Here is a 22,363-nt window from a genome sequence, read left to right on the forward strand (position 1 = left end):
CCGCCGACTAAGACCGGACCAGCGCGAGCACGCGGTCGCGGACCTTTTCCATGGTGGCCACGTCTTTCGCCTCCGCGTTCAGGCGCAGGAACGGTTCCGTGTTGGACGGGCGAAGGTTGAACCACCAGCTGCCGTCCCTCGCGGTGAAGGTGCTGCCGTCCATGGTGTCGATATCGACGTCCGTGCCAGCGAAGTCTGCGCGAACACGCTCAATGGCGCCAGTTTTGTCATCGATTTCGGAATTGATTTCGCCGGAGGACACGTAAGGTTCGTACTGGCGTCCGAGTTCCGATAGCGGGCCGTCCTGCTCGCCGAGTGCCGCCAGCACGTGCATGGCTGCGAGCATGCCGGTGTCTGCGTTCCAAAAATCGCGGAAATAGAAGTGCGCTGAGTGTTCGCCGCCGAAAACGGCACCCTCTTCAGCCATGACAGCCTTGATGAACGAGTGTCCCACGCGGGTGCGGACCGCCTTGCCGCCATCCTTGGCTACGAGCTCCGGGACAGCCCGCGAGGTCAGCAGATTGTGGATGATCACAGGGGTTTCTTCACCAGCAGCCTGCGCGCGGGCGATCTCCCGACGCGCAACCATGCCCGTAATGGCAGAGGGAGATACCGGTTCGCCCTTTTCGTCGATGACGAAGCAACGGTCGGCGTCGCCGTCGAACGCCAATCCGATATCCGCACCGTGTTCGATAACCGCGGCCTGCAGGTCGCGCAGGTTTTCGGGTTCAAGCGGGTTGGCCGGGTGGTTCGGGAAGGAGCCATCCAGCTCAAAGTACAGGGGAACGATATCGAATGGCAGTGCGGGAAGCAGTTCGTCACCGAGCACTGCGGGAGTGGTCAGTCCGGCCATGCCGTTGCCTGCGTCGACGACGATCTTCAACGGACGTGAGTCGGTGAGGTCAACCAGGCCGCGCAGGTACTCGGAGTAGTCCTTCAAGACATCGCGGGCACTGACCTTTCCTTGCTCATCTGCTGCCGGGATGTTGCCGTCGTTGAGGTACTTCTCTGCCAGCGCTTGGATCTCCTTGAGGCCCGTTTCGGACGAGATCGGCTGTGCACCGGCTTTGGACATCTTGATGCCGTTGTATTCGGCAGGGTTGTGGCTCGCAGTGAACGTGGCCCCAGCCGCATTGAGGGCACCGCAGGCGTAGTAGAGCTCGTCCGTGGAGATGAGGTCCAGGAGCTGGACGTTAGCACCGCGGCGAGCAGCGCCGTCGGCGAATGCCTTGATGAATTCGGGGGAGGACGGGCGCATGTCGCCGCCCACCAACACTGTCTCGCCAGCCAGGCCCAAGGTGTCTACGAACGCCGCGCCAACCGACTCCACGATGTGGGAGGTGATGGATTCGCCGACGATTCCCCGGACGTCATAGGCCTTGAAGGAAGCCGAGAGGTCAAATGTGTTGTTCTGCTCGCTAGTCACGCGCTCAATCTTACTGTGGAGCACGGCCGGCATCACGCTTGTACCCGCGTATGTGGAAAACTCAGGCTTCCAGCTCTCCCAGAGACGTTTATCCACATAGATGAAGTTTCAGGTTCTGGCTGTCTGCGGGTGCTGGAATACTGAACCCATGCCCAACAATCCGGATGCTGCTCTTCTTGCAGCCGAACAGTCCACCACCCGCCTCCAAGCCCTTGAGGTGCTGAGGGAACTTGTGGGAAGTACGGATGCGCAATTCCACGACGGCCAATACGAGGCGATAGAAGCCCTTGTCGACGCCGGTCGTCGCGCCTTGGTGGTCCAGCGGACTGGTTGGGGCAAATCGGCCGTGTACTTCGTCTCGTCCCTCTTGCTCAGGCGGCGAGGCGCCGGGCCCACGCTCATCGTCTCGCCTCTGCTCGCACTCATGCGGGACCAAGTGGCGGCGGCAGCACGTGCCGGGGTGCGCGCCGTGGCGATCAACTCCGCCAACCAGCTTGAGTGGGACACCGTTCGCGAGCAGCTGGCTGCAGACGAGGTGGACCTACTCGCTGGTTTCGCCGGAGCGGCTCACGAATCCGTCCTTCCGGGAAAACCAGCTTCCTGAGCTCATTCGCCGAACGGGCCTCTTGGTGATTGACGAAGCGCACTGCATTTCGGACTGGGGCCACGATTTCCGTCCGGACTACCGGCGCATCTCCGATCTCATCGCGCAACTGCCGGCATCAGTCCCGGTTCTGGCGACTACCGCCACGGCCAACTCCCGGGTGGTCCATGACATTGAGGAGCAGCTCGGCGCGGGTGTGCTCACTATCCGCGGCGAACTTGGCCGGGAGTCCCTGCGGCTCGGCGTTTTGAAGCTTGCTGACTCGAGGGATCGCCTCGGCTGGTTGTTGACGCATCTGGCAGACATGCCTGGAAGCGGAATCATCTACACGCTGACTGTTTCCGCCGCAGAGGACACCGCCCGGTTGCTCGCCGAGGCAGGCCACAATGTCTTGTCCTATACCGGACGCACGGACCCTGCAGACCGTGAACGGGCCGAGCAACTCCTCAAGGACAACCAAGTGAAAGCGCTCGTGGCCACCTCGGCGCTTGGCATGGGGTTCGACAAGCCGGATCTCGGTTTCGTCATCCACCTTGGTGCCCCGTCATCGCCCGTGGCCTACTACCAACAAGTGGGCCGCGCCGGCCGTGGCGCTGCCAATGCAGATGTGCTCCTCTTGCCTGGATCCGAGGATCGCGAGATCTGGCAGTACTTTGCCACGGCATCCATGCCGTCGGAGGAAAAGGCCGCCGCAGTCCTCACAGTCGCTGGCCGAGTCCGGTTCCGCCTTATCCACTGTGGCCCTTGAGGCACGGGTGGACTTGCGTCGGACCCCGCTGGAACTCCTGCTGAAGGTCCTCGCGGTGGATGGCGCAGTGGAGCGGGTAGGTGGGGGCTGGAGGTCAACGGGACGTCCTTGGATCTACGACGCCGAGCGCTACGCCCGCATAGCCGAGGCCCGCGTGGACGAGCAAGATTCGATGGTGATTTACCAGGACACTGCAGGATGCCGCATGGAATACATCACCGCCGTCCTTGACGACGAGTCCGCACGTGCATGCGGTCGCTGTGACAACTGCGCAGGAAAGTGGTTCCCGGCAGACGTCGCAGCAGCGGCTGCCGACGCCGCAGGGCAGACTCTTCGACGTGCGGGTATCGTCCTCGAACCGCGGCTGCAGTGGCCCAGCGGCATGGATCGACTGGGCGTGGCCGTGAAGGGAAAGATCAAGCAGGAGGAGTTGTTGGCTGAAGGCCGAGTACTGGCCCGCCTGACCGATCTTGGCTGGGGCGGAGCCCTTCGCGAATTCTTTGCGGCGGGCGCGGCTGACCGCGAAGTCGATCCTGCCATGTTGCAAGCCTGCGTACAGGTTTTGCGCGAATGGTCGGCCGGAGATGGCCGGTCCGCCGGGTGGAGCGGTCAAGGGCGTCCAGCAGCTGTCGTGAGCATTCCCTCCAGAAAAAAGCCGTCACTGGTCGAATCCTTGGCACGGGGCATCGCCGGGATCGGCCAGATGCCGTATCTGGGTTCCCTCCAGCTTCAACACGGTGGACCGACGGGCGGAAGAGGCGGCAACAGTGCCTACCGGCTGGCCGGTGTCTGGGACCGCCTCGTGGTGGGACCGGAACTCGGACAGAGCCTCGAATCGCTGGACGGTCAGGGCATCCTCCTGGTCGATGACTTGGCGGACAGCCGCTGGACCATTACCGTCGCCGGCCGCGTCCTCAGGCAGGCCGGAGCGGGTTCGGTCTTACCCCTCGTCCTTGGCCAAGCAAGTTGAACGGGCCTAGCAGCTTGAACGGCCCAGCAGCGGACATCGAGCCCGAATCCAAGTGGCAGCCGCGCCTCGCCTTACTGGTTGCTGCCACGTTCTTCATGGAATTCCTGGACGGGACAGTCCTCACCACGGCGATGCCGAGCATCGCAGCCGATTTCAAGGTGGTCTCAGCAGACGTCAACGTCACAATGACGGCCTACTTGGTGACCGTGGCCATGGGAATTCCGCTCAGCAGCTGGCTCGCGGAACGCTTCGGGGCGAGGAGAATCTTCTGCCTGGCGATCGCGGTATTCACGACGGCGTCGCTGCTGTGCGCGGTGAGCCAGGATCTGACGTGGCTGACATTGAGCCGGGTAGCGCAGGGAGCAGGAGGGGCCATGATGGTGCCTGTTGGAACCCTCGTGGTGCTCCGTGGTACTCCGAAGCCGGAACTCCTCCGGGCCACAGCGTTCCTGATCTGGCCGGGACTTCTTGCTCCTGTCTTGGCTCCACTCGTCGGCGGAGCTTTCACCACGTATCTTTCCTGGCACTGGATCTTCCTGATCGATGTGCCCTGGGACTTGCTGCGTTCATTGCGGCTTTGAAGCTGGTTCCGCGGGCGGCGGGCGACACGGGCCGGCGGCTCGACTGGCTGGGCCTCGCGTTGACCACCTTCGGCGTCGGATCCCTTGTAGTGGGCCTGGAAGGCATTGGTGGTCATGGCGCCGGCCTGGTCCCGGCCGTCGTGCTGTTGGCCGGAGCGTCGGCTTTGGCCGGCGCGAGCTGGTGGATGCTCAAGGCCAAGGCCCCACTTTTCGACCTCCGGGTTTTCGCTACGCGCACCTTCCGCGCCACCTCTACCGGAGGGTTCGTCTACCGGCTGACCATCAGCTCGGTGCCCTTTTTACTACCGCTGTTATTCCAGGACGGCTTTGGCTGGGATCCGCTCAAATCCGGCGCCATGGTGGCGGCTGTCTTCGTCGGCAACGTCAGCATCAAGCCCGCCACCACCCCCATCATCCGGCGGTTTGGCTTCAAACCCGTGCTGGTTTTCGCCTCTTTCGCCTCGGCCGTCACCTTTGCCATGTGTGCCATGCTCACCGCAGGAACCCCGGAGCCCCTGATTTTCGCGTTACTGCTAGCCAGTGGCGCCTTTCGGTCTATTGGTTTCTCGGCCTACGCATCCGTGCAATATGCGGACATCGTTCCAGGGGAGCTTCCCTCGGCCAACGCAGTTTCGGCCACTCTTGTACAACTGGCAGCGGGGGCGGGCATCGCAGTCGGCGCACTGTTCTTACGCCTGTTCGATCATGTTTCCCTCTTCGGCGACGGTCCGTCCTCGGCCTACCGTGGCGCTTTCCTCGCCATGGCCGCCGCGATGCTCTTGAGCACGGCGGACAGCCTCACCCTGCACCGGCATGCCGGAGCCGAGGTGAGCCGCGGTGTTGTGAGCAAACCCGAGAAACGGCGCGGCTAGAGGTCCCTGGGGCGCCAATCGCCGGAACCTCCGTCACGGCGACTTCAGCGACTTTTGGCTCTCCCGCGATTCAGACGTGAGATCCCGCCCCTTTCACGCGCTGTGATGTCTCGGCACATCGTGGACACTTCATGTCTCGGGACATCGTGGACGGTTCATGTCTCAGGACATTGTGGACAGTTGGTTGGCCATAAATCCGCGGGGTTTGTTGTTGCCGACGTAGTTCGTGCCTTTCGGAGGGCGCTGGTGGCTGATGATTTCCGTTCCGCGGGTGTCGAAAAACATGATCGTTTCATCGTCGTAGAGGACGTGAATTTCGTGGCCGATGTATTCCTTGCCGAGTTTGAAGCGGGTGCCGACGACGGTGGCCTCGCCGTGTAGATTGGCGGTTCGCCGGACGCTGCGGCGTGCGTTCGCTTTGGTGGTTTCCGGGGTGGGCGGCTGCGGGGGCATGGCCTTCGGGGTGGTGTTCCATGCCTCGATCGGCGTTGTTCCGGGCGGGAGCGACTGGTGTTCGCGCTCGGTGTTGTAGTACTGGTCGAACGTGTCGATGTGGGCCTGGAGCTCTTCCATCGTGGCAGCCGGCGGTTGCTTGTTCAGGAATCTGTGCAGCGTCCGGTGGAAGCGTTCGTTCTTGCCCTGTGTGGTGGGTTTGTATGGTTTGCCGGTGATCGGTTCCACGCCTAGGGATTTCAGGTAGTCCACCAGGGCCCCGGTCCGTCCCATCCGGGTGGGGTTGAACGCGGATCCGTTGTCCGAGAGGAACTTCCGCGGTACTCCGTGGCGTTCGATCGCTGTTTTTACGACCCGGATGGCCGCTTCGCTGGTCTCTCCGCTCGCCACGAGCGAGGCCAGCGCCAAACGGGAGTGGTCATCGACGATCTGAAAGATTGCAACCTTCGTTCCCTTGGCAAGCATCCACTCGGTCGAGTCGATCTGCCAGCACCCGTTGGGCTCCGGATAAACGAACCTGCGAAGAGCGCTGCGGGGCTTCTTCCGTGGTTCCGGGACCACGACCCCGGCCCTGGTGAAGATCCGGGCCAGAGTCGCGCGGGAGGGCGGCTCGAAGCCTTGCCGGCGCATTTTCGCGGCCACACTCAAAGGCCCGTGGTCATAACCGGCCTGCTCCAGGGAATCCCTCGTCAACAGCGCCACTTCAACCATTCCCGAGCCGATTTGCGCCGGGCTGCTTTTCGGTTTCGTGGACCCCAATTCCATGGCCCTGATCGATCCGGAAGCCTCGGCCGCGGCCCTGACTTTATAGAACCAAGACCGGGACACTTTGTGCTGCCGGCAGAACCGCGCCACTGCACCCCTCGGAGCGTCCTCGGGCCATGTCGCCACCAAAAGCCGGATCTTGATATCCGGAGTGAAATTGCTCATGACCAGAGCAAATCCCGCCATAGTGTCCACGAAGTCCTGAGACACACTGTCCACGATGTCCTGAGACAGAAGTGTCCATTAAGTCATGAGACTCCACAGCCCCTTTCACGCGCTCAAAGAGCCAAGACCTCACGCATGGATGCCCCGCAAAAAGCTCAAAGAACGCAAAAAGGCCCCGGTCCGAAGACCGGGGCCAAAACGCGGAGACGGGGGGATTTGAACCCCCGGTGGAGTTGTGCCCCACACTTCATTAGCAGTGAAGCCCATTCGGCCGCTCTGGCACGTCTCCAGTTGCTATTGCTAGCCAACCAAGGATACGCAGAACTGGGCATCCAGCGCAAAACGGGGGCGCGGGCCGCCGTCGGGCGCTCAATCGTCGAGGGCGCTAGTGCCCAGCGCCTTCCTTGCCCGCGAGTGCCCGCCACAAGAAATGCTGGCTGCGGGCCTGGAGCGAGGCGGCCTGGCGGTTGTCCGAGGCACCGGCGTGGCCGCCTTCAAGTGCTTCGTGGAACCACACGTTGGGGATGCCCATTGCCTGCATCCGGGCCGCCATCTTCCGGGCTTGGACGGGCCCCACACGGTCGTCGGAGGTGGCAGTCCAGATGAACGTCTCGGGGTAGTCCACTCCGTCCCGCAGCAAGTGATAAGGCGAGAAGGTGCGGATGAATTCCCACTGTTCCGGGACGTCCGGATCGCCGTATTCCGCAATCCAGGAGTAGCCTGCCAAAAGTTTGGTGTAGCGGCGCATGTCCAACAGCGGGACGCCGCAGGAGATCGCTCCGAACAGCTCCGGATACTGCGTGAGCATATTGCCTACCAACAATCCGCCGTTGGAGCCGCCAACGCAGCCGAGGCGGCGTGGGCTGGTGACGCCTCGGGAGATAAGGTCCCGTGCAACGGCCGCGAAGTCCTCGAACGCGCGGTGTCGATTGGACTGCAAGGCTGCGCGGTGCCAAGCCGGTCCGTACTCGCCGCCACCGCGGATGTTGGCCACCACGTACACGCCGCCCCGGGAATGGGTTGCGGAGCCGTCTTCAGACTGGATGCTCTCGCTCCGGCGTTCCAGCCAAGCGCGACCGATCGCTCCGCTGTAGGCCGGGGTCCTGGAGATCTCGAATCCGCCGTAGCCCGAAAGCTGCGTAGGGTTCTCGCCGTCGAGGTCCAGATCCTTGGAAGCCACTTGGAAGTAGGGCACGCGGGTGCCGTCTGCCGAGGTGGCGAAGTGTTGTTGGACCTCGTAGTCCGCCTCGTTGAAGAACGACGGCGAGGACTTCACCACGGCGTGCTGGCTGGACACCCCGCCGTCGTGGCCGGCGTCGAGGGTATAAGTGGCGACGCCCGGGGAGAGTGTGCCGCGCATGAGAGTGGTGGGTGTGGTGAAGCCGGTTGCCACGAGCCAGTAGTCATTGCCGGCGTCGTCGCCTTCTTCTTCGTCCTCGTCGTCCACAGCGTAGGCGTTCACGTCGTGCAGCGGCGGGCACGCGTCCAGCAGGGTCACGGCCCAACCGCCGGCGGTGTCTTTATGGCCGGGATCGAGCACCCTGATCTCAGATGACACGTCATGCAGAAGGTTAAGAGGAGATAATCCCTCGTCCAGCTCCAGGACTGCAGGGAAGTGTGCTCATCCGGGGTGAACAGCACAGTGAAGTCGCGGTCCCCGGACAGATAGCCCTCGAAGTCGGCTGCCAGCAGCGATCCGGCCGGGTAGGTGGCGTCGCCAACCGTCCAGTCCTGCCGCGGACGGAACATGAGCCATCCGCGGTGGGAACTGAGGTTGACGTCCGTGGGGACATCGATGGCAAGCCACGCGTCGTTGCGCAGCACGGAGGTGGTCCGGTTGAAGAAATCGATCCAGTCCACGGCGAAGGTGCGTTCGAATCCCGGCGTTGAGTCGTGGGCAACAAGGGCCATCATGTGGTCTTCGGGGATCTCGAAAACCCGCTCGGCTTCGATCAATGTCTGGCCGCGCCGGAGCTTCACCCCGGTGCGCGCGTAGGACGAGCTGGTTTTCGGGAGGCCGTCAGCGGTTGTGGCAACAAGCAGGGTATCGGCGTCGAGCCAGCTCACGTTGCCCTTCGCCGTCGGAAGGTCGAAACCGCCGGCGGCAGGGTCGACGAAACTGCGGGTCTCGACGTCGAACTCGCGGTGGCGGTTGGCGTCGCCGCCGTCGGGGGACAGGGCGATGACGGCGAAACGATGTGGTTCGCCTTCAGCCGGGCGCAGGAAGTTGGCGCCGTGGAAGACCCATTCTTCGCCTTCAGCGGCGGCCAAGGCATCGATGTCCAGGAGCACATCCCATTCCGGGGCGTCACCGAGGTAACTTTCCCACGTGGTGCGGCGCCAGAGACCTTTGGGGTTCTGCTGGTCCTTCCAGAAGTTGTAGTAATGCTCGCCGCGCTTGTTGACCATGGCGATCCGGTCCGTGGAGTCCAGAACTTCGAGGATTCCGGCTTCCAAGGCGGGGTAGTCTGCGTCGTCGAGCAGGTCTTCGGTGCGGGCGTTTTGCTCCCGCACCCAGGCAAGCTGTTCCTCGCCGTGGATGTTCTCGAGCCAGATATTCTCGTCGACAGGTTCGGGGGCGGTTGCGGTTCCCTGGGCAGTTTCTTTGCCGGGCGCGGGCGCTTGATCAGCTGCTGTGGTGGTCATCCTTCATCCTAGAGTCACTGTCTGAGAAGGATGCAAGTCACAAGAAGTTAGGCTTGGGCGTGGATAAATCGCAGAACATGAGGGTGGGACTGATCGGGGCGGGTCCCCGTGGCACCAGCATGTTGGAGCGTCTACTGGCCAATTGGGCCGCGATGGAAACGGGTTCGCGCTCCCTGCACATCGACGTCGTCGACCCCTATCCGGCCGGTCCCGGACACGTCTGGCAGCCAGAACAGTCCCGGCTGTACCTCATGAACACGCAGTCGTTCTACCCCACCCTGATTCCCGAGGACGAGCGTCTAGCACCACCCTGGCCGGGGGTTCTTTCGATAAATGGCGGGCTTGGCAACGCTCCGCGGGCTGTCCGGGCCTGAGCACCGAGGAACGGGCCGAGCTTGGCGCCCTTGCCGCCCACGACTTTCCCAGCCGCGCCCTCTATGGCCGGTATCTGCGCTCTACGCTCGAGGAATTGCTGGATCGGCTCCCGCCCGGCGTCGAGATCGCCTTCCATCGGTGCCGCGCCGTCTCCGCGCATCCCTTGACGCCCGGGCCGACGCCTGAGCCGACGGATGGACCGACGGATGGACCGGCAGGCGCCTTGCCGGCGGGTACTGCGGGCGGAGGGTTCGACGTCGAACTCGACGACGGCGGCCACCTCACCGTGGATGCCCTCGTCCTTGCGCTTGGCCATCTTGAGTCCCGGCTCAACCCGGAGCAGCGTTCGTTCAGCGAAGCTGCGGGAGAGCTCGGGTTGCTGTACGTTCCACCGGCTGCGCCTGCCGACGTCGACTGGTCTGTTGTTCCCGACAGGGAGACGGTCCTGGTGCGGGGCATGGGCCTGAACTTCTTCGACGTGATGGGCCAGCTGACGGAAGGCCGCGGCGGACAATTCGTGGCGGGCGACGCCAGGCTCCCGGGAAAGCTTAAGTACTTGCCCTCGGGTCGTGAACCAAAAATCATCGCGGCGTCCAGGCGCGGTACTCCCTACCGGGCCAAAGCCGGGCTGGACGGTTACTACCCGAAGTCCGTGCGCTTGCGGTACCTGACGGAGGGCGCACTGGAGCGGTTCGCCATCGCGGGCATCCAGCCGGGATTCGACCACGACCTCTGGCCCCTCCTGCAGCGGGACACTCTGTGGGCCTACTACTCCACGTTGGCCGTTGCAGAGCCGATGGCTGTGTCTCATGCGACGGAATTCCTAGCTGCGCTCGAAGATCTTCTGAAGCCACACGCGCATGCCACCGTGCGATGGGAAAACCAGGTCGCAGAGTTGGTTACCGCCCACGTTGCAGCATCGCGCCGCCTGGATCTTCCAGGCCTCGCAGCGCCGTTGGCTGGCCGTTCCTTCGCGTCCAGGAAGGAACTCGACGCCGCCGTCGTGGACTACCTGGACGACGACGCCCGGCGCTCAGCGCTGGGTGAGTCCGATCCAGTGAAAATGGCCATCGGCGCTCTGCACACGGGACGGGCAATTCTGAAGAGTGCCGTGGCCGACGGCGGCATCACCGACGAATCGTGGGTGGGCGAGCTTCGGGGCTGGTTCGAGACTTTCGTTGAGGGACTCGCGAGCGGGCCTCCCGCTGTGCGGGCCGAACAGTTGGCAGCTTTGGCGCGTGCCGGCGTCGTGAGCTTCGTGGGTCCGGATCCGCGGTTCTACGTTGAACGGGCCCGGGGTGTCTTCCGCGCGGTGTCCGCCTGGGTACACGACGACGCAGTTGAGGCCAGGACGCTGATTGAGGCCATGTCTCCGGCCAACAGGGTGGGGGTGAGCATGTCCCCGCTCCTGCGGCAACTGCTCGACGACGGTTTGGTGCGGCCAAAGGTGATGATGACCGCAGAAGGAATGCCGGTGCAGACCTCGGGATTGGATGTCCAGGCCCACCCTTACCGTCTGGTGGGTGCCAACGGCTCCGTGACTCCCGGCATGTACGCCCTTGGCCTGCAGCTTTCCTCCGCCCAATGGGGAACGGCCATTGCCGCCGAAGCCCGGCCTTCCGACGGCCCGGCCTACCGAAGCGGCCAACGGACCCTCCGCGACGCAGACGAAATAGCCAGGGACATGCTCGGCCTACCCATCAAAAAATGAGCATGCTCCCCGCCCGTTCCTGCGAGTGGACATAATCCTGATATGTCCACTCGTCAGGCCCAGGGAGAGCATGCTCATCGGGGGTAGGTGCTGCGCTTAGCCCCTAAGGCACTTCTGGTACTCGAGCCAGGCGAAGGCATACTTGATCCAGCCCAGGACGTCGTACCACTTGCTTGGCAGGACCGGCGCCGTGCACTTCGGGGGCAGCGGAGCGGCAACCGTGACGGCAGCCTTCACCACAGTCCCGGACTCGACGGCGGTCAGCGCCAAGGTGCCTGTTCCGGCGGACGCTCCGCCGGGCACCTTGAGGTTTGCCGTTGCTGCTCCGGACGTTACAGCGACCGTTCCCAACTGCGTAACGATCCCCTTCGCATCCGTGAAAACGGCCTTGAGGGAGGCGTTCTGCGGACTGCCGAGCGAGGTCAGGTTCAGTTTGGAGACGGCCAAGGTCATGGCGTCCCCGCTCTTTACCCCCACCGCCGTGGTGTTCACGACCGAAACGGAACGGCGCGCGAAGTCCGGCGACACAGGATTGTGCGCCTTCAAATACTTGATCCACGCGTCACGGTCCACCAGTCCGGAGTCCTTGGTGTTGCTGGCCTCCGTGAAGACCCGGAAGTTGTCGCCACCTGCGGCCAAGAAGCTGAAGGTGCCGATCCGGTAGGACTTCGCGGGATCGATGAGCGCGCCGTTCACCCAAATAGCGGTGACGCGATCACCCGCCGCACGGGCGGCGTCGAACGTGTAGTTCACGTTCTTGGACACGCCCAGCTGCAGGTATGGCCGGCTCGGCACGGTGCCGTCCGCGTTGGTCTGCCATTGCTGCTCGAGAAGCGTCTTGAACTGCTTGCCGCTCAAGGACGTGGTCCAGAGGTTGTTCACGAAGGGCAGCACCGCGTTGGCTTCCGCGTACGTGATGGTGCCGTCGGGCGCGTAGTAGAGCTCGTTACGCAAGCCGCCGGGGTTCACGACGCCGATATCCGCCCCGCCAAGTTCTGTTGCCTTGAGCGTGTCCACCAAGGAGTCCGCCACGAGATTGCCCAGCGTGGATTCGCTGGCGCGATCATCACGCTTGGGAGCCCCGCCGGCGGGGTCCGGCGTGAATGCCGTGGTGATATCTGCAGTAACGGCACCAATGGGCTGATTTCCGACGGCGGCAGCCTCGGCCAGCGCCTTGTCCACGATGGCCTTGACCTGTGCAACCCGCGGATACGTTACGGACATGTCCGTTGTTGCGCGCTTGACGTTGCCCGCTGTGTAAGCCGTGACGGCCATGCTTTTGGTGTCCACGGTCAGGGTGATTCGTCCGATGTTTTCGCCGTAATTGCCGGTCTGGACAATCGGGCGGGTCTTGCCGGTCGGCTGGCCGTTGGCGTCGAGGATCGGGGCGTCCCAGGCGTATTCCTTGTGCGTGTGGCCGGTGAAGATGGCCGCTACATCGGGCGAGGTTTGCTTCACGAGCTTGGCGAACGGGCCGCCCGCAGCGACTTCCTGCTCGATCGTGACGCCTTCGGGCGTGCCCGATCCTGCGCCGTCGTGGATTTCCGCGACGATCACATCGGCCAGCTTGCCGGCCTTGATCTTGGCAGCCACCCGGTTGACCGCATCCACCGGGTCGCCGAATTCAAGGTCCGCAATGCCGGCCGGGCTGACCAATGACAGGGTTTCCTGGGTCACGGTGCCGATGACGGCCACCTTGATGCCGTTCATGTCAACCACCGTGTACTCAGGCAGCACCGGCGTGGTGGTGCCCTTCTGGTAGACGTTGGCTCCCAGAAGCGGGAACTTCGCGTTGTTGCCGCCGGCGATGACGCGGTCGCGCAGGTCCGCCCATCCGCCGTCGAACTCGTGGTTCCCCACCGCGGAGGCCTTGAGGTCAAGGGCGTTCAAAACATCGATAGTCGGCTGGTCCTTGGCCACCGCGGAAGCGAAGAGGGAAGCGCCGATGTTGTCTCCCGCGGAGATGAAGGCGGTGGCGCCAGGCGCCACCGCCGCACGGAGCTGTTCGAGGGTGCTGGCGAACAGGACAGTGTTGCTGTCGATCCGTCCATGGAAGTCGTTGATCCCCAGGAGCTGCAGGTCAACGCTGGCCGGGGTGGCCGGCAGGTTCAAGCCAACCACCCCACGGGATCGTGGTCGCTGGCCCGGAACTGGTCCGCGGCGTAGTAGTTGCCCACGTTGTTGTTGTACCTGCTGTACTCGAATGCGACTGACTCCACCGAGTTGATGTTCCAGATATCGGTTCCCGTGACTACATCGTGAGCGGCCGGGGAAGCCAGAATGTGATCGAGCGAGCCCACCATGCCACCGCCCAAATACGAGTGCTTGCCAGTGCTGGTTTCCAGATCCGCGTAGCCGGCGCCCGTGAGGACGTTGATCGGGTCTTCTTTGGAATAAGCGTTGAAGTCACCGATCAAGAAAACCTTGTCCGTGCCCTTGGAGGACTTCAACTGATCGGCAAAGCTCAGGAGCGACTGCGCCTGCTTTGTCCGGGCAACATTGGAGGCGCCTTGGCCCTTGTCCGTGTCGTCAGGAGTGACTGCTGAGCCCTTGGATTTGAAATGGTTCACGATGGCGATGAATTTCTTGTCATCGCTGGCCCCCACAGGCTTGAATACCTGGCCGAGGGGCTTGCGTGCGCTGGCGAAAGCGACGGTGTCGTTGTGGATGATCGACTCACCCAGGGGTTCTGCTGTGGCCTTCTTGAAAATGAAAGCCGTCCGGATCATGTCCTCATCGCTCAGCGGGGGAGCGTTGGCAGGCGTGCGGACGTAGTCCCAGATTCCCGGGGTTTCAACGTTGAGGGAATCTACCAACTTGGCGAGGGCATCGTCGCGGTTCTTGCCGAATTGCGCCGAGTTCTCGATCTCCTCCAAGGAGACGACGTCGGCGCCCGACTTGGTGACGGCGGAGACGATCTTTGCCTGCTGGCGCTGGAGGCTCTCGGCATTCGCCGCACCGCGGGCGTTGCAACCGTCCTTGACCGTGATTGGATTGCCGTCCCGGTCCGTGTAGTAGTTGCAGCCGGTGAGCTGGTCACCGGTGGTGGGGAAGAAGTTCAACACATTGAAGGAGGCGATTTTCAGGTTGCCGCCCACGTTGGCCGGGGCCTGGGGCCGGCTACCTGTGAAGCTGACGGGCTGCACGGAGTCTGCGGTGGCCGGGGTCAGCTGGGAGAGGGGCTGGAATTTCCAGGAGTTGTTCCCGTATCCGAGGATCACGTTGGTACGGAAGGTCGCTGCCGATCCGACCCGGACGGGATCGCTCGTGGTCAGGTAGGGGAGTTCCTGCGCCTTCGTGGACGCGTCCTTGAGGAAGTTGGTGGACGCGCCGTCGTCGAGCTTGATGCCGCGTAGGGCGTTGTCCGCAACCACCGCGTTGTACTCGGGCGAGCCGTAAGTCGCTACGGCAGTGGGCTGGACCAGCGGAGACGTCCCGGCGGCCAGACCGATCTCGCCGTACTGGTTGAGCGAGTAGTTGTCCGTCACGGTGAAGGCGCCCTGCGGCGCTATCAGCATGCCTTCGTAGCGCTCGCGGGTTGCCTCGTCGGCAGGGAGGGAGAAGTTGCTCGGCTTGACCTCGGGAGCGGCCTCGGTGAGCTTCTTGACTCCGGCCGCATCAGCGGTGAGCTGGGTCTGGTTGGAGAACTCGCTCACCACACCGGTGAGCTCGAGGAAGTCACCGATCCGGGTGTTGCCAACGGTTGACGGTGAGTAGACGAACAAGGCGTCCGACGCCGTCCTGGCCGCCGGATCGGTGTCGCCGCCACTACCGGGCGTCTGCACGTAGTAGCCGTTGAATCCGCCGGCGGCGTAAACGGCAGTGACTTTGCCGCGGGTGGTGACTGTGGCGCCGACGAACGGGCTGGCCGCGCCTGTGCCTTGAATTTCCGCGATCGTCTTGGCCGCCGGATCGGTATCGGGCGGAATGACGGCACCCGCCGCCGTCGGGGTGATCGAGGCACTAAGGCTCAGATCGGCCGCATTGTTGTTGGCGTCGGCTCCGTTAGTCCGGTTCAGGCTCTTGATGTCCGTGTTGCTTGCCGGTGCGAGGGCAGCTGCGGTCTCAAAGGTATTGGAATTGCCATAGCCGAGAAGATCGGCCACAGCGGCATTGTCCACTAGTGAACCCGTGGGGAGCGGGTTCACTGCGGTGCTTTGCTTCGCAAGGACGATCGTTCCGGCACTTCCGCTTGGGTTGAGCGTGCCGGAACCGTCGACGTCGGCGGCTGGCAATTCTGCCGCCGTCGAAGCCGCGCTGTTGCTGGCGCCCTTGATAAGGAAGTATCCCTTAGCCGGAATATTGCCGCTCAGGGGAGTGATGAAGGTGGGCGGATTGGCGTTGCTTGCTGCGCGATACTGGAGCGACCAGCCGTTCAGGCTAACAGCGGTATCGGAGTTGTTGTATAGCTCCACGAACTTGTTCCGGAACGGTCATCAGCGGGGCTGCAAGCAACCCCGCTGAAAGGACCATTCCGACTAAGAATTTCCCATTTTTAGATTGCACGTTCGAACTTTCATGAGGGCCCCGTGGGGCGCTGGGGATGATGCCCGTCGCAGGTGCGGGGGCGCATGAGGCTTACCCGGAGTCACTCCGGTTAAGCCTCATGTCCGAGCATCACATCAGCGCAGGGTGAATGCAGAGTGGCCGCGCGGTGACAGAACCAGCCAACCCAAGCGCATGCTCGGGGGGAATCAGGGGCGCAAAATCCGGGGCACAAAAAAGGACCCTGCTGCGGTGTTGGCCGTTGCTGGCCAACTCCCGCAGACAGGGTCCGCGATGTTGTGGGCTTATGAAGCCTGGTTCTCGATGAGCTTGAAGACGGCCCCAGTCGGGTCAGTCAGCGTGGCCATCCGGCCGTACGGAGTGTCCTCGGCCGGCTGAATCACGTTGGCGCCCAGTGACACGGCCTGCTCGATGCTTGCATCGACCTTGTCCACGGCGAAGTAAACGCCCCAGTTGGACGGCACTTCGGCAGGCAGGAAACCGGAAGCATCCATGATGCCGGCCTTGGCGTCGTCACCGGCGCCGAGGGTGGAGTAACGGAATTCAGGAGTGTCTCCCATGACCGTTGTTTCCCAACCGAAGACGTTCTGGTAGAAGGACACGGCCGAGGTGTAGTCCTTGGTCAGGAGCTCGTGCCAAGCAGGGGTACCCGTTTCCGCCGCGACCTCGTAGCCCTTCATCGCACCGAACTGCCAGGCGCCGATTGCCGCGCCGGAGGAGTCCGCGTACATCGCCATGGTTCCCTGTTCCGGAACATCCATCGGCTCCATGTACACCTGACCGCCGTTGGCTGTGGCTGCTTCGGTGGTGGCTTTGATGTCGTCAGTGCGCAAATACGTGGACCAGACGTCCGGCATCTGGCCCATGTCCTCTTGCTTCTGCATGATTCCGGCCACCATCTTGCCGTCCTTCGACGCGGTGATGTAGCCGCCATACACTTCCTGGTCCCCCGTCTCGTAGGTCCAGCCGAAGAGCGAGTTGTAGAAGGACTTGGCCTTCTCCGGGTCCGAGGTCATCAGGTCGATCCAGCACGGTGCACCGGGGGTGATATCAGGCTTAGGCATGTTTGCTCCTGTGTCGAGCCGAGGCCGAAGCCACGGTCATTCTGAGTGGTTGGTGGAGACAGACAAAACCCTATGCGTGGCCTCCGACAGTTTCAATGCCTTAGCCCATGACGAGCATCAGGACGAAGTAAATCGCGCCGCCGACTACTGAATAAATAGCGAACGGGGTCAGGGTCCGGGTTTCGAAGAAACGCAGCAGGAACTTGGTCGCGAACCATGCGGCGACGCCAGCGCAGAGCGCGCCGACCAGGAAAACGCCGCGCTCGTCGGCCATGTCCGGGCTGAAAAGTGCAGGTAGCTTGAGCACAGCGGCCGCACCGATGATCGGCGTCGCAAGCAGGAAACTGAACCGGGCGGCGTTCTCGTTGTTCAGGCCGGACAGCAAACCGCCCGCCATGGACGAGCCGGAACGGGAGATTCCCGGGATCAGGGCGGCTGCCTGGGCCGTTCCGATTCCCAAGGCGCGTTTCCACGAGAGTGTGGCGATTTCGGCGTCGGAAGCGGTTGCGCTCGCGTGCCGGGCTACCGGCTGCTGCCGTTCCCTTGACCGCAGGCGTTCGGCGGCGAACAGGATAAGTCCGTTGACCACCAGGAACGCCGCTGCGATCAGCGGGGAACCAAGGAGCTCCCGGATGGGCTTTTCCAAGGCGAGTCCGATGATTCCTGCCGGCACCGTGCCGATCACCAGCAACCAGCCTAGCTTCGCGTAGGTATCTGACGGCGAGATCTTCCGGTCCCTGATGGAACGTCCAAGTCCCTTGACGATTTCAATCCAGTCGCGCAGGAAAAAGAAAAACAGCACGATCGCTGTTGCCAGGTGGGTAGCGATCAGGAAGTTCAGGAAATGTGGCGCCTTCTGGTCCAGGCCCCAACCGAATAGTTTGGGCAAAATAACGCTGTGGCCGAGGCTGGAAATCGGGAAGAGCTCCGTAATTCCCTGCAGCAGGCCCATGATGACGGCCTGGATCATATTAATCATGCAGTTGATCCTAGTCAGCATCGGTTACTGGGAGGTGAACGTTTGCTGGGAGGAGGCCGCGCCGCCCCCAGGATTCGGGGCTAATCTCGCCCGACTCGCGACTAATATCGTCCAATGACGCAAGAACGATGGCGGCGGGTTTCCGAATGGCCCATGGTAGCGGCAGCAGTGCTGTTCCTGGTTGCCTACTCCTTCCAAGTTATCGCCAACCTCAACGAGTCCCAATCATTCATTGTCGACACCATTATCTGGGGAACCTGGCTGGTTTTTGCCCTGGACTACGCCATGTGCCTCGTGCTGGCGCGCCGCCGGGCCCACTGGTTCGTGCGGAACCTTCACGAGTTGCTGATACTGGCGCTTCCCGTTCTGCGGCCCCTCAGGCTGTTGCGGCTTGTCACACTCCTGAAGCTGCTCCATCGAACCGCGGGGAATGCCATGCGTGGCCGCATTCTCACCTTTGTCCTGGGATCCGCAGCTTTGTTGACCTACTGCGGCGCGCTCGCCGTGCTTGACACGGAGGAGAACGCGCCGGGCGCCAACATCACCAACTTCGGCGACGCCATCTGGTGGGCAATGGTCACCATCACCACAGTGGGCTATGGAGACCACTACCCGGTGACAATCGTGGGCCGGTGCGTTGCCGGCGGGCTGATGATCTGCGGGATCGCCGTCACTGGGTGTCGTGACCGCGTCAGTGGCGTCGTGGCTGGTGGAGCAAGTCTCGTCGGGGGCCGCGGCCGCGGCGACCGTTGCCGAGGAACCCATGAAGCGGGAGATCCGGCGGCTGGCCGAGCAGGTCGAACGGCTCACCACCCTGCTGGAAGCGTCCGACGGCGGCACGGGGCAAAGTGCCGAAGTGCAGGCTCCACCCGCAACAGGAACGGCGGACTAGGAATCTGGTACCCGGCGTCGGGCTGCTTGAGCGCCGTCTGGGGGACCGCACTTACTGAAGGCCGCCGGCGCCGCCGAACAAACCGAGAAAGCAGCAGATGCCCACAGAATGCGATTCTGTGGGCATCTGCTGCCAGTTCGCGCCCTAAAAGGCGCCACGCGGAAGGTAAGGGATTTGAACCCTTGGTGCGGGGTTACCGCACACTGGTTTTCAAGACCAGCTCCTTAGGCCGCTCGGACAACCTTCCCTGCCTAGTAGTGTTTCATAGGGAGTTGGCTGTGCCAAAAACCTGCCGCCGCGATGAACGCGGTTAAGGTGTCCGAAAGGACAACTGCGCTGAGTAAGGAATCGGGAGCACTCTATGAAAGCCGTCTTCATCTCCGAACCGGGCGGGCCCGAGGTCCTGGAAATCCGTGACGTCCCTGCGCCGGTTCCCGGCCCCGGCGAGGTTCTCATCGACGTCGTCGCCGCCGGCCTTAACAGGGCCGATGTGCAGCAGCGCCGCGGTTTCTACCCGCCGCCACCGGGGGCATCCGACATTCCCGGCCTTGAGGTCTCCGGCAGGATTGCCGCGTTCGGCCCCGGAGTGAGCAAGCCGTTTTCGGTGGGTGACAAGGTGGTGGCGCTGCTTTCAGGAGGCGGCTACGCGCAGCAAGTTGCGGTCCCGGCCGAGCAGGTTTTGCGATTGCCCGACGGCGTGGATCTGGTCACTGCCGCGGCCTTGCCTGAAGTGGCTGCCACTGTGTACTCGAACCTCATCATGACTGCCCAGCTGCAGGCGGGTGAGACGGTCCTTATCCATGGGGCAACCGGCGGCATTGGCACTATGGCCATCCAACTCGCCAAGGCGTATGGCGCAACGGTTGCGACCACGGCCGGAACGGCCGAAAAGGTCGGCACAGCGAAGGCCTATCTCGGAGCGGACATTGCCATCAACTATGCGGAGGAAGATTTCGCCGTCAGCCTCAAGGCACAAAACGGCGGCAAAGGCGCGGACGTGATTCTCGACGTCGTGGGTGCCAAATACTTGCAGCAGAACGTGGAAGCACTCGCGGACTACGGCCGGTTGGTGGTGATCGGGCTGCAGGGTGGCGTCAAGGGCGAACTCAACCTCGGCCAGTTGGTCAGCAAACGCGCCGCGATCATCGGCACAGCGCTACGTCCGCGGCCGGTCGCCGAGAAGGGCGTCATCATGAACGCCGTGCGCGAGTCGGTTTGGCCGATGCTGTCCGACGGCCGGATCAAGCCGTTCGTGGCCAAGTCGTTCCCGTTGGAGCAGGTCCGCGAAGCCCACGAGTACTTCGATTCCGGCGAGCACATGGGCAAAGTCCTGCTGTTGCTTTGAAAGCGTCCTGCCGCACCAAGGAGAGCGAATGTCCATCCGGTACAGCATCCTGGCCCTGCTTCAGGAGCGAGACCGCTACGGTTACGAGCTGCGCACGGCCTTCGAGGAACGGACGGGTGCCGTCTGGCCGCTGAACATCGGTCAGGTGTATACGACGCTGAACCGCTTGGAGCGAGATACTTTGGTCCGTAGGAACGGCGACGACGGCCACGGCCACGTGCTCTACAGCATCACCGACGCCGGGACCGCAGAGATCCGCCGATGGTTCGCAACTGCGGTGGACCGGGGAGTTCCGCCGCGGAATGAATTGGCCATCAAACTCGCGCTTGCGGTCACGACCGCGGGCACCGATGTCACCGCGCTCATCCAGGCCCAAAGGGAGATTTCCTTGCAGGAACTGCAAGTGCACACCCAGGCCCGCAAGGACGTGGCCGCCAACCAGAGAGTGACGGATACGGCCAGGCTTCTCGTCCTGGATTCCCTGATCTTCCATGCCGAGGCTGAGGCCCGCTGGCTGGATCTTTGCGAGGCCAGGCTGGTCCAGCAAGCCAACGGTTCCCGGTAAGTTCCATGGCAACGAACGCTGATGTCAGGATTCGGCTATTGGGCCCCGACGACGCCGACGCGTTGATCCGCCTCGCGGCGACCGACAACCTCTTCGACGAGGATCCTTCAGTCGAGCCTTCAGGCACGTTGACGTACGACGCCGCCCGTTCCTTTTTGGGCGACCCTTCCGTGCTGTTCTGGCTGGCTGAGTCGGGAGGGGAGACTGTTGGGTTCCTCCACTGTTGCATTCAGCGCCGGCGCATTCCCGGGCCATGGGCGGAGCTGCTTCTCCTGGAAATGGGGACCCATGTGGATTGGCGCCATCGCGGGATCGGCCGGTCCCTCCTGGCCGTCATGGAGGAATGGATGCGGGCGCAGGAAATAACCGAAGTCTGGGTCCCGGCCAACGTCTACGCCACTGGCTTCTACGAAAAATGTGGTTTCGCTCAGGACGAAGGCGAAATACTCGTCAAGGCTCTGGGCTGAGTTGCGGCCCGTGAGAGTATGAACGCATGAGCGATCAGGACGGCACTCAACCTCATGGCAAGAGCTTTGACGACATCCCGGTGGAGGGCACAACCTTGGACGCCGGCACCGCGCAGAGCACATCGGAAGCCGGTCCGAAGGACGGCGGCAAGCCTGGTGCCAAAAAGGGGAGCACACTGCAGGACCTCGTAGACGAACCTGCCAAAGTGATGCGGATCGGCACTATGATCCGGCAGCTCCTCGAAGAAGTGAAGAGCGCTCCCTTGGATGATGCAGCCCGGGGGCGCCTGGCGGAAATCCACGAACGCTCCATTAAAGAGCTCGAGGAGGGCCTCGCTCCGGAACTCGTGGAAGAGCTGGAACGCCTCAGCCTTCCGTTTCCCGGAAACTCCACTCCGTCGGATGCCGAACTCAGGATTGCCCAGGCCCAGTTGGTCGGTTGGCTCGAAGGGCTGTTCCACGGAATCCAGACTGCTATTGCCGCCCAGCAGGCTGCCCGGGAGCATGCTGTTGCCCAGCTGCAGCTTCGCCAGCTCCCGCCCGGAACTTTGATCGCCCCGGGCGTCGTTATTGGCGAGAATGGTGAGCCGCAACGTGCCCACCTCCCGGGTTCGGAACCGGGCCCTGGCAAACCGCCTCGCGTTGAAGATCCGGACCACGGTCCGGGCCAATACCTCTGAGCATGGGGTTGGGATTCTTTGCGACCGTCCGGCAGGGGCGGAAGGATGATGCTGAACTCGGCAGAGGATTGTGGAGGCGTGCCCACGATCGCTTTCACCGCGGCCTTGACCGGTATCACCAGGTCCTTGAGGGCGTGGAAGACGAAGAGCTCTATGGCGAACTCGTAGCCATTGCCAACGAATTGGCGGAGTTGTCGTCCAGGGTGCGTGCCATCTGTGTGGAGGCGCAGCTCCGTTCGCCCAGTGATGGGTTGGATATTCCCGGATCGCTTGCGGGTGTCCATCGTGCGCTGTCCAAAGCGGGGAACTCTCTTGCCACGACGGCGGAGGCCGCCGCGATGCTGCGTCTCGCCGTCGGGCCGGTTCCTGTGGGCGCGCTGTCGGTGCGACGACGCGCCGAAGCCGTTTATGAGCACGTGGAGGAAGCGGAACGCCAGTTGAGAAAGCAGACCGGTCCATAGGGTTCCCAGATAGGTGCAGGCGCGTCTATTCCCACATGGCAACTATTAAGCGCCTAGCTTAGACGGGCCGCAATGCGTAGCCACCCGG

The 22,363-nt window shown here is 63.0% G+C and carries 9 protein-coding genes, 2 tRNA genes and 7 pseudogenes; 10 read left to right on the forward strand and 8 right to left on the reverse strand.

All coding sequences use genetic code 11. The annotated features are described in order from the left end of the window. Positions 1-7: 7 nt before the first annotated feature. Entirely contained in the window at positions 8-1,426 is a 1,419-nt protein-coding gene (locus ACF0H6_RS16070; protein ID WP_395250567.1) for a phosphomannomutase/phosphoglucomutase, read from the reverse strand. Positions 1,427-1,574: 148 nt separating this feature from the next. Here ACF0H6_RS16070 and ACF0H6_RS16075 point away from each other — a divergent pair. Together ACF0H6_RS16075 and ACF0H6_RS16080 are read left to right on the forward strand one after the other, a co-directional pair. Further along, positions 1,575-3,748, forward strand: a pseudogene (locus ACF0H6_RS16075) (RecQ family ATP-dependent DNA helicase). A 14-nt stretch (positions 3,749-3,762) separates the two neighbouring features. Beyond that, positions 3,763-5,201, forward strand: a pseudogene (locus tag ACF0H6_RS16080) (MFS transporter). A 139-nt stretch (positions 5,202-5,340) separates the two neighbouring features. On the opposite strand, the pseudogene ACF0H6_RS16085 reads toward ACF0H6_RS16080, so the two are convergent. The 3 genes and pseudogenes from ACF0H6_RS16085 to ACF0H6_RS16095 form a co-directional block, all read right to left on the reverse strand. Further along, positions 5,341-6,509: pseudogene (locus ACF0H6_RS16085) on the reverse strand (DDE-type integrase/transposase/recombinase); the annotation flags it as partial. Between the two features lie 276 nt (positions 6,510-6,785). After that, positions 6,786-6,873, reverse strand: a tRNA-Ser gene (locus ACF0H6_RS16090). Between the two features lie 96 nt (positions 6,874-6,969). Next, positions 6,970-9,230 (reverse strand): annotated as a pseudogene (locus tag ACF0H6_RS16095) (prolyl oligopeptidase family protein). A gap of 119 nt (positions 9,231-9,349) precedes the next feature. On the opposite strand from ACF0H6_RS16095, the pseudogene ACF0H6_RS16100 reads away from it, so the two are divergent. Then, positions 9,350-11,316: pseudogene (locus ACF0H6_RS16100) on the forward strand (FAD/NAD(P)-binding protein). 96 nt (positions 11,317-11,412) lie between these two features. On the opposite strand, the pseudogene ACF0H6_RS16105 reads toward ACF0H6_RS16100, so the two are convergent. The 3 genes and pseudogenes from ACF0H6_RS16105 to ACF0H6_RS16115 all read right to left on the reverse strand — a co-directional run bounded on the left by ACF0H6_RS16105 (position 11,413) and on the right by ACF0H6_RS16115 (position 17,865). Then, positions 11,413-15,731, reverse strand: a pseudogene (locus tag ACF0H6_RS16105) (ExeM/NucH family extracellular endonuclease). Positions 15,732-16,106: 375 nt separating this feature from the next. Beyond that, the gene (locus ACF0H6_RS16110; RefSeq protein ID WP_395250568.1) at positions 16,107-16,886 is read right to left on the reverse strand and encodes a VOC family protein; all 780 of its coding nucleotides are present in this window, start codon (positions 16,884-16,886) and stop codon (positions 16,107-16,109) included. Positions 16,887-16,986: 100 nt separating this feature from the next. After that, a complete protein-coding gene (locus ACF0H6_RS16115) occupies positions 16,987-17,865 on the reverse strand; it encodes an undecaprenyl-diphosphate phosphatase (RefSeq protein ID WP_395250569.1) in 879 nt (292 codons plus the stop codon). Positions 17,866-18,018: 153 nt separating this feature from the next. On the opposite strand from ACF0H6_RS16115, the pseudogene ACF0H6_RS16120 reads away from it, so the two are divergent. Both ACF0H6_RS16120 and ACF0H6_RS16125 read left to right on the forward strand, forming a co-directional pair. Continuing rightward, positions 18,019-18,483: pseudogene (locus tag ACF0H6_RS16120) on the forward strand (ion channel); the annotation flags it as partial. A gap of 64 nt (positions 18,484-18,547) precedes the next feature. Then, the gene (locus tag ACF0H6_RS16125; protein WP_395250570.1) at positions 18,548-18,757 is read left to right on the forward strand and encodes a hypothetical protein; all 210 of its coding nucleotides are present in this window, start codon (positions 18,548-18,550) and stop codon (positions 18,755-18,757) included. Positions 18,758-18,916: 159 nt separating this feature from the next. On the opposite strand, the gene ACF0H6_RS16130 is transcribed toward ACF0H6_RS16125, so the two are convergent. Beyond that, positions 18,917-19,004, reverse strand: a tRNA-Ser gene (locus ACF0H6_RS16130). A gap of 114 nt (positions 19,005-19,118) precedes the next feature. On the opposite strand from ACF0H6_RS16130, the gene ACF0H6_RS16135 reads away from it, so the two are divergent. Genes ACF0H6_RS16135 through ACF0H6_RS16155 form a run of 5 tightly spaced genes read left to right on the forward strand, consistent with a single transcriptional unit; the run spans position 19,119 to position 22,275 of the window. Continuing rightward, entirely contained in the window at positions 19,119-20,102 is a 984-nt protein-coding gene (locus tag ACF0H6_RS16135) for an NAD(P)H-quinone oxidoreductase (RefSeq protein WP_395250571.1), read from the forward strand. Between the two features lie 28 nt (positions 20,103-20,130). Further along, on the forward strand, positions 20,131-20,667 hold the full coding sequence (locus tag ACF0H6_RS16140; RefSeq protein WP_395250572.1) for a PadR family transcriptional regulator: 537 nt from the start codon (positions 20,131-20,133) through the stop codon (positions 20,665-20,667). A gap of 5 nt (positions 20,668-20,672) precedes the next feature. Continuing rightward, positions 20,673-21,134: a GNAT family N-acetyltransferase gene (locus ACF0H6_RS16145; protein ID WP_395250573.1), complete on the forward strand. Its 462-nt coding sequence runs from the start codon at positions 20,673-20,675 to the stop codon at positions 21,132-21,134. Between the two features lie 26 nt (positions 21,135-21,160). Continuing rightward, positions 21,161-21,814, forward strand: coding sequence for a bacterial proteasome activator family protein (locus ACF0H6_RS16150; protein WP_395250574.1), 654 nt, complete (start codon positions 21,161-21,163; stop codon positions 21,812-21,814). Positions 21,815-21,822: 8 nt separating this feature from the next. Further along, positions 21,823-22,275: a hypothetical protein gene (locus ACF0H6_RS16155; protein WP_395251330.1), complete on the forward strand. Its 453-nt coding sequence runs from the start codon at positions 21,823-21,825 to the stop codon at positions 22,273-22,275. The last annotated feature ends 88 nt before the right edge of the window (positions 22,276-22,363 follow it).

The organism is Arthrobacter sp. NA-172, from assembly GCF_043952055.1.
In the GTDB taxonomy this organism is placed as follows: domain Bacteria; phylum Actinomycetota; class Actinomycetes; order Actinomycetales; family Micrococcaceae; genus Arthrobacter.